The organism is Micromonospora echinofusca, from assembly GCF_017614955.1.
GTDB classification, from domain to species: domain Bacteria; phylum Actinomycetota; class Actinomycetes; order Mycobacteriales; family Micromonosporaceae; genus Micromonospora; species Micromonospora echinofusca_A.
This window is the reverse complement of record NZ_WVUH01000386.1, coordinates 1-6,290: the sequence shown is the minus strand read 5'-3', so window position 1 is coordinate 6,290 and position 6,290 is coordinate 1. Positions and strand designations below refer to the sequence as shown.

Here is a 6,290-nt window from a genome sequence, read left to right as displayed (position 1 = left end):
CCACCCACACCCCGCGCCCGGGGGCCGGCGACCCGCCGGCCCCCGGGCCGCGTCAGCCCCGGTGCCGACGGACCGCGTCCGCTCCTGTGCCGGTCGGGACGGTCAGGCCGAGTCGGGACGGCGGAAGTCGTACCCCTCGAAGGTCTGCTGGACGCGGGTGAAGCGGTACGTGGCCCAGTGCATCCGGACCACGACCCCCTGCTCGTCCCGGGTGAGCCGGAGCAGTTCGCCGGCCTCCCGGCCGGAGACGGTACGCAGCACGTCCGGCCGGTCCGGCAGCGGCGCGAAGACCGCCGGCGGCCTACCGGCCGGGTCCTGGGCGCCCCGGGCCCGCAGCGTCCCGTCCCGCCAGGAGAAGACGTACTCGAAGCCCTCACCCCACCAGCGGCCGAGCAGCCCCCGGTACGCCTCGGGAGCCGGCTCCCCCGGCGTCCACGGCGCGATGTCCGCCGGATCGTGCTCGGCGGCCTCGGCGAGCAGCCGGTGCGACAGGTCGAACACCTCCGCGGCGGTACCCGAGGAACCGAGCACCGCGCAGCCCATCGCCTGCGGCGTGCCGGCCCCGCCCCGCCGGCCGTACACGCTGGCCAGGAAACCGGGCATCGCCCCGTCGTGCCCGACGTGCACCACCCGCTCCCCCTGTGGCACCAGGATCAGCCCGAGCCCGAATCCGGCGCCCCAGAGCGTCTCGTCGGTGACGGTCAGCGGCCAGCGCATCTCGTCCAGGGTGGCCGGGGCGAGTACCCGGCCCTCCGGATCGAGGGCGGCCGGGTCGGCCAGGAAGGCCGCCCAGCGGGCCATGTCCGGGGCGCTGCTCCACAACTGCGCCGCCGGGGCGACCGCACCGAAGTCGGTGGGCGCCTCCGCACGGACCTGGTCGGAGTACGCGTCCACCAGGAAACCGGTCGCGGCGGTCGGGGCCGGGTGCACGGTGGTGGCGGAGAGGCCGAGCGGTACCAGCACCTTCTCGGTCAGCACCTCGGCCCAGGTGCCGCCCCGCAGCCGGCCGACCAGGTGCCCGAGCAGGGCCAGCCCGAGGTTGGAGTAGTGGAACCGGCGGGCCGGTGGCAGCACCCGCTCCACCCGGACCAGGTCGGCGACCAGCTCGTCGGTGTCCGGCGCGCGCAGGGTGTCCCAGACGTCGCCGTACGGCTCGCGTTGCAGACCGGCGGTGTGCGACAGCAGGCGCCGGATGGTCGCCGCACCGTGCGCCGGCAGGTCCAGGTGGCGTCCCACCGGGTCGTCCAGGTCGAGCAGCCCCTCGTCGCGGCACTGGAGTACGAGTACGGCGGTGAAGGTCTTGGTCACCGAACCGATCCGGAACGGCGTGTCGACCGTCAGTGGCTGGTCGTTCCCGGTGGTACCGACCACCTGGCTGAAGAGTGGACGGTCGGCGCGGTACAGCGCCACGGAGAGGGCGGGGATGCGCTCCTCGGCCTGTGCCTGCCGGATCAGGCGGTCCAGCCGCCGGTTCACCTCGATCATGGGCCCACTGTAGGGAGCGAGTGGGTGTTAGGAAGGGCCCCTTCCTCTACCGAAAGCGATAGGAAGGGGCCCTTCCTAACCGGGTCAGCGGGCGAGCATCGGGCCGAGTGGCGCGCCACCGAGCAGGTGGGCGTGCGCGTGGAAGACCTCCTGACCGGCGTACCGGCCGGTGTTGAAGATCATCCGGAAGCCGTCGGCGCCCAGCCCCTCCGCCTCGGCCACCACGGCGGCCGTGGCCAGTACCTCACCGGCCAGACCCGGATCGGCCCCGGCCAGTACCGCGACGTCCGCGTAGTGCTCCTTCGGGATCACCAGGACGTGCACCGGCGCCTTCGGGCCGATGTCCCGGAACGCCAGGGTCCGGTCGGTCTCCCGGACGATGGTGGCCGGGATCTCCCCGGCGACGATGCGACAGAACAGGCAGTCAGTCTCCACGTCGGAATGCTAGAGCGCCCGGCAACGGGGCGCCGCAGCCCCGCCAGTCCTGTTGCCGGGCGCTCTGGGCGGCCGGGCCTCCCCCGGCCGGAACCGGCCACCGGGCAGGGCATGATGTCGACGTGACGGGACGAGCGGTACTGGTGACGGGTGCCTCGCGCGGGATCGGGCGGGCGGTGGTGGCGGCGTTCGCCGCGAGCGGGGACCGGGTGGCCATCCACCACCGCGACTCCGCGCCGCTGGCCGAACAGCTCCGCGACTCGCTGCCCGGCGGGGGTCACGTCGTGGTACGCGCCGACCTGACCGACCCGGACGCGGTACGCGCCATGGTCGACGAGGCGGCCGACCGGCTCGGTGGGCTGGACGTGCTGGTCAACAACGCCGGGGTGTACGGGTCGGCGAACCGGCCGCACCCGGTCTTCGACATCCCGTACGAGCAGTGGCAGCAGCAGTGGCGGCACGTCGTGGACACCAACCTGATCGGCGCGGCGAACGCCTGCTGGTGCGCCGCCCAGCACATGCGGGACCGGGGCGGGCGGATCGTGAACGTCTCCTCCCGGGGCGCGTTCCGCGGCGAACCGGACCAGCCGGCGTACGGGGCCAGCAAGGCGGGGCTGAACGCGATGGGTCAGTCGCTCGCGGTGGCGCTGGCGCCGTACGGCATCGCGGTGGCCACCGTCGCCCCCGGTTTCGTGGAGACCGACATGACCAACGAGCACCTGAAGTCGCCCCGGGGGGCGGAGGTCCGCGCGCAGAGCCCGTTCAACCGGGTGGCCCGGCCGGCGGAGATCGCCGCAGCGGTGCACTGGCTGGCCTCGCCGGAGGCGGAGTGGGCGTCGGGCACCATCGTCGACCTCAACGGCGCGTCGTACCTGCGCAGCTGAGACCGGCGGGCCACGACCGGCGGAACGCCGGGAACCGGGTCACCGCCGGTCACCGCCGACGGGTCACCAGCGGCCGAGGCGGGCGGAGAGTACGGCCAGGGCCGCGACACCGGCGGTGGAGGTACGCAGCACCGACGGGCCGAGTCGGACCGGCCGAGCGCCGGCCACCCCGAACGTGGTCAGCTCGTCCGGGGTGACACCCCCCTCCGGACCGACCACCAGCACGATCTCCCCGGTCTCCGGCAGGTCGACGGTGGCCAGCCGGTCGGTGGCCTCCTCGTGCAGGACGAAGGCCGCGGCGGCTCCGGCGATCCGGCGGGCCACCGCTGCGGTGGACTCGTCGGGCGCCCCGGCCACCACCGGCAACCACGGCCGGCGGGCCTGCTTCGCCGCCTCCCGGGCGGTGGCCACCCACTTCTCCCGGGCGCGGGCACCCCGTTCGCCGCGCCACTGCACCACCGAGCGGGCCGCCGACCAGGGGACCAGCTCGTCCACCCCGACCTCGGTCATCGCCTGCACGGCCAGCTCACCCCGGTCACCCTTGGCGATGCCCTGGACCACGACGAGGCGGGGTACCGGCGCGTCGGCGTACCCCCGGGAGGTGACGGTCAGCTCCAGGCTGCCCCGGCCGACGGCGGTGACCACGGCGGTGGCCGTGCCACCCCGGCCGTCGGCGAGCAGCAGTTCCTCGCCGACCCGGAGCCGCTGCACGGTGGCCGCGTGGTGGCCCTCCGGTCCGTCGAGGGTCAGGGTGTCGGCGGTCGGCAGCGGGTCGACCAGGAACAGCGGTGCGGACATCAGGTCAGGCTAACCGGGGCCGGCGTCCACCCGGGACGACGGGCCGCCGCGTAGACCGGGCCGGGACCGGGACGACGCCCGGCGGCGGCTCAGCCGTGACCGTTGAACGCGTCCCGCATCCGGGAGAAGAAACCGCCCTGCTTGGTCAGCTCGGCGACCTCCTCGCCCCGGGTCTTGGCGAACTCGCGCAGCATCCGCTCCTGATCGGCGTCGAGCTTGGTCGGGGTCCGCACGTCCAGGTGGACGTAGAGGTCCCCACGCCCGGTGCCACGCAGGTGCGGCACCCCCCGGGCGCGCAGCCGCAGGGTGGAACCGGGCTGGGTGCCCGGCTTGACGTCGACCGGTTCCTCGCTGTCCAGCGTCTTGATGGTCAGCCGGGTACCGAGCGCGGCGGCAGTCATCGGGACAGTCACCCGGCAGTGCAGGTCGTCGCCCTTACGGGAGTACACGTCGTGCGGCCGCTCGTGAATCTCGACGTACAGGTCACCGGCGGTACCGCCGCCCGGACCGACCTCACCCTGCTGGGCGAGCCGGATCCGCATGCCGTCCTCCACCCCGGCGGGGATCTTGACGGTCAGCGACCGGCGGGTCCGGACCCGGCCGTCCCCGGCACAGGTCGGGCAGGGGTGCGGGATCGTGGTGCCGTACCCCTGGCAGACGGTGCACGGGCGGGCGGAGACCACCTGGCCGAGGAAGGTGCGCTGCACCGACTGCACCTCGCCCCGACCGCCGCACGCCTCGCAGGTGGCCAGGTGGGTGCCGGCTGCCGTCCCCGCACCGGTGCAGGTGGTGCAGAGCACCGCGGTGTCGACGGTGATCGGCGCCTCCACCCCGAAGGCGGTCTCGTGCAGGTCCAGTTCGAGACGGAGGATGGCATCGGCGCCGGGCCGGGTACGCGGACGTGGACCCCGCGAGCCGGCCGCCCCGCCGAAGAAGGCGTCCATGATGTCCTGGAACCCGACGAACGGGCCGGCGCCACCCGGCCCACCCGGACCGGCGCCGCCGCCACCGGGGGCGAGCGGGTCGCCCCCCAGGTCGACCATCTGCCGCTTCTGGTCGTCCGAGAGAACCTCGTACGCGGCGTTGATGTCCTTGAACTTCTCCTGGGCCTCCGGGTCCGGATTGACGTCCGGGTGGTACTGGCGGGCCAGCTTGCGGTAGGCGCGCTTGATCTCGTCGTCGGAGGCGTCCCGGCTGACGCCGAGAATGCCGTAGTAGTCCCTGGCCACTGCGTTCCGTGTCCCCATGTCTGTCTCGCGTTACGCCCCGCGGTCGTCGGGTGCGGGCCTGTAGGTCAGTGCGTGCCTGGTCGGTGGTGCGCCTGGCCTGTCGGGCGCCTGGTCGGTGGTGCGTCCATCCTGCGCGCCCGGTCAGTTCTGCGCCAGCAGCTCGCCTACGTAGCGTGCCACGGCGCGTACGGTCGCGATCGTGCCGGGGTAGTCCATCCGGGTGGGCCCGAGGACACCCAGACCACCGACGATGCGGCCCGGCCCGTAGCCGGTACTCACCACCGAGGTACCCCGCAGGTTGTCGATCTCGTTCTCGTCGCCGATGCGGACCCGGGTGGTGCTCGGCTCCACCTCCCCGATGAGCTTGAGCAGGACGACCTCCTCCTCCAGTGCCTCCAGGATCGGGCGGAGCGACCCCTGGAAGTCGAGCAGGCCACCCCGGGCCAGGTTGGCCGTGCCGGCGAGGGCGATCCGTTCCTCGTGCCGCTCGACCAGGGTCTCCAGCAGCACGGTGGAGAGGGTGGTCATCGCCGGCCGCAGCTCGGGGTTGACCTCCTCGACCAGGGCCTGCACCAGCGGCGGGGTGTCGGCGAGCTTGGTGCCGCCGAGCTTCTCGTTGACCATGCGCCGCAGGTCGGTCACGTCGTCGGCCGGGATCGGTGCGGGCAGTTCGACCAGCCGCTGCTCGACCCGGCCGGTGTCGGCGATCATGACCAGCATCAACCGGGTGGTGGAGATCGGCACCAGTTCCAGGTGCCGCACCGACGACCGGGCGAGGCTCGGGTACTGCACCACCGCGACCTGCCGGGTGAGCTGCGCCAGCAGCCGGACCGTGCGGTGCACGACGTCGTCCAGGTCGACCGCGCCGACCAGGAAACGCTCGATGGCCCGGCGTTCGGCCGGGGTGAGGGGCTTGACCCGGGAGAGCCGGTCCACGAAGAGCCGGTAGCCACGGTCGGTGGGCACCCGGCCGGCGCTGGTGTGCGGCTGCCGGATGTAGCCCTCCTCCTCCAGCACCGCCATGTCGTTGCGGACCGTCGCCGGGGAGACCCCGAGCTGGTGCCGCTCGACCAGCGCCTTGCTGCCGACCGGCTCCTGGGTGGCCACGTAGTCCTCGACGATGGCCCGCAGGACGTCGAGTTTGCGGTCGTCGAGACCCATCCGCTCCACCTCCCCGCCCCTGCGATGCGACCCGCCGGGACGCTCTGGCACTCGACTGTAGCGAGTGCCAGTCTACGTCGGCAGGGCCGGGACGCGCGATCGTCGGATCCGTCAGACCCACGTCACCGGCTGTCGCACGACGTGCGCTCCCGCCCACGTGGTCCGCCGATCATCCGCCCCTACTGTCCGGTACGCGCTGGCGTGGGTGGACCCGGCGACCTACCGTGACCTCATGACTGAACCACCTCGCCCTCCCTCCTGGGGCGACCCCGGCTCGACGCCCCCGGAGCCCCCGTAC

Annotated in this window: 6 protein-coding genes; 1 reads left to right on the top strand and 5 read right to left on the bottom strand. The window is 73.5% G+C overall.

What is annotated here, in order from left to right; genetic code table 11:
• Positions 1-102: 102 nt before the first annotated feature.
• Positions 103-1,485 (bottom strand): serine hydrolase domain-containing protein, encoded by a 1,383-nt coding sequence (locus tag GSF22_RS29100; protein WP_208817106.1) that lies wholly within the window; start codon positions 1,483-1,485, stop codon positions 103-105.
• Between the two features lie 84 nt (positions 1,486-1,569).
• Positions 1,570-1,920 carry a histidine triad nucleotide-binding protein gene (locus GSF22_RS29095; protein ID WP_208817104.1) on the bottom strand — a complete coding sequence of 117 codons (351 nt, stop codon included), beginning with the start codon at positions 1,918-1,920 and terminating at the stop codon, positions 1,570-1,572.
• A 122-nt stretch (positions 1,921-2,042) separates the two neighbouring features.
• On the opposite strand from GSF22_RS29095, the gene GSF22_RS29090 reads away from it, so the two are divergent.
• On the top strand, positions 2,043-2,804 hold the full coding sequence (locus tag GSF22_RS29090; RefSeq protein WP_208817102.1) for an SDR family NAD(P)-dependent oxidoreductase: 762 nt from the start codon (positions 2,043-2,045) through the stop codon (positions 2,802-2,804).
• Between the two features lie 63 nt (positions 2,805-2,867).
• On the opposite strand, the gene GSF22_RS29085 is transcribed toward GSF22_RS29090, so the two are convergent.
• The 3 genes from GSF22_RS29085 to hrcA all read right to left on the bottom strand — a co-directional run bounded on the left by GSF22_RS29085 (position 2,868) and on the right by hrcA (position 5,992).
• Positions 2,868-3,602: a 16S rRNA (uracil(1498)-N(3))-methyltransferase gene (locus GSF22_RS29085; RefSeq protein WP_208817100.1), complete on the bottom strand. Its 735-nt coding sequence runs from the start codon at positions 3,600-3,602 to the stop codon at positions 2,868-2,870.
• A gap of 89 nt (positions 3,603-3,691) precedes the next feature.
• A complete protein-coding gene (gene dnaJ / locus GSF22_RS29080; protein WP_208817108.1) occupies positions 3,692-4,831 on the bottom strand; it encodes a molecular chaperone DnaJ in 1,140 nt (379 codons plus the stop codon).
• Between the two features lie 141 nt (positions 4,832-4,972).
• Positions 4,973-5,992, bottom strand: coding sequence for a heat-inducible transcriptional repressor HrcA (gene hrcA, locus GSF22_RS29075; protein ID WP_208817098.1), 1,020 nt, complete (start codon positions 5,990-5,992; stop codon positions 4,973-4,975).
• Positions 5,993-6,290: the final 298 nt, after the last annotated feature.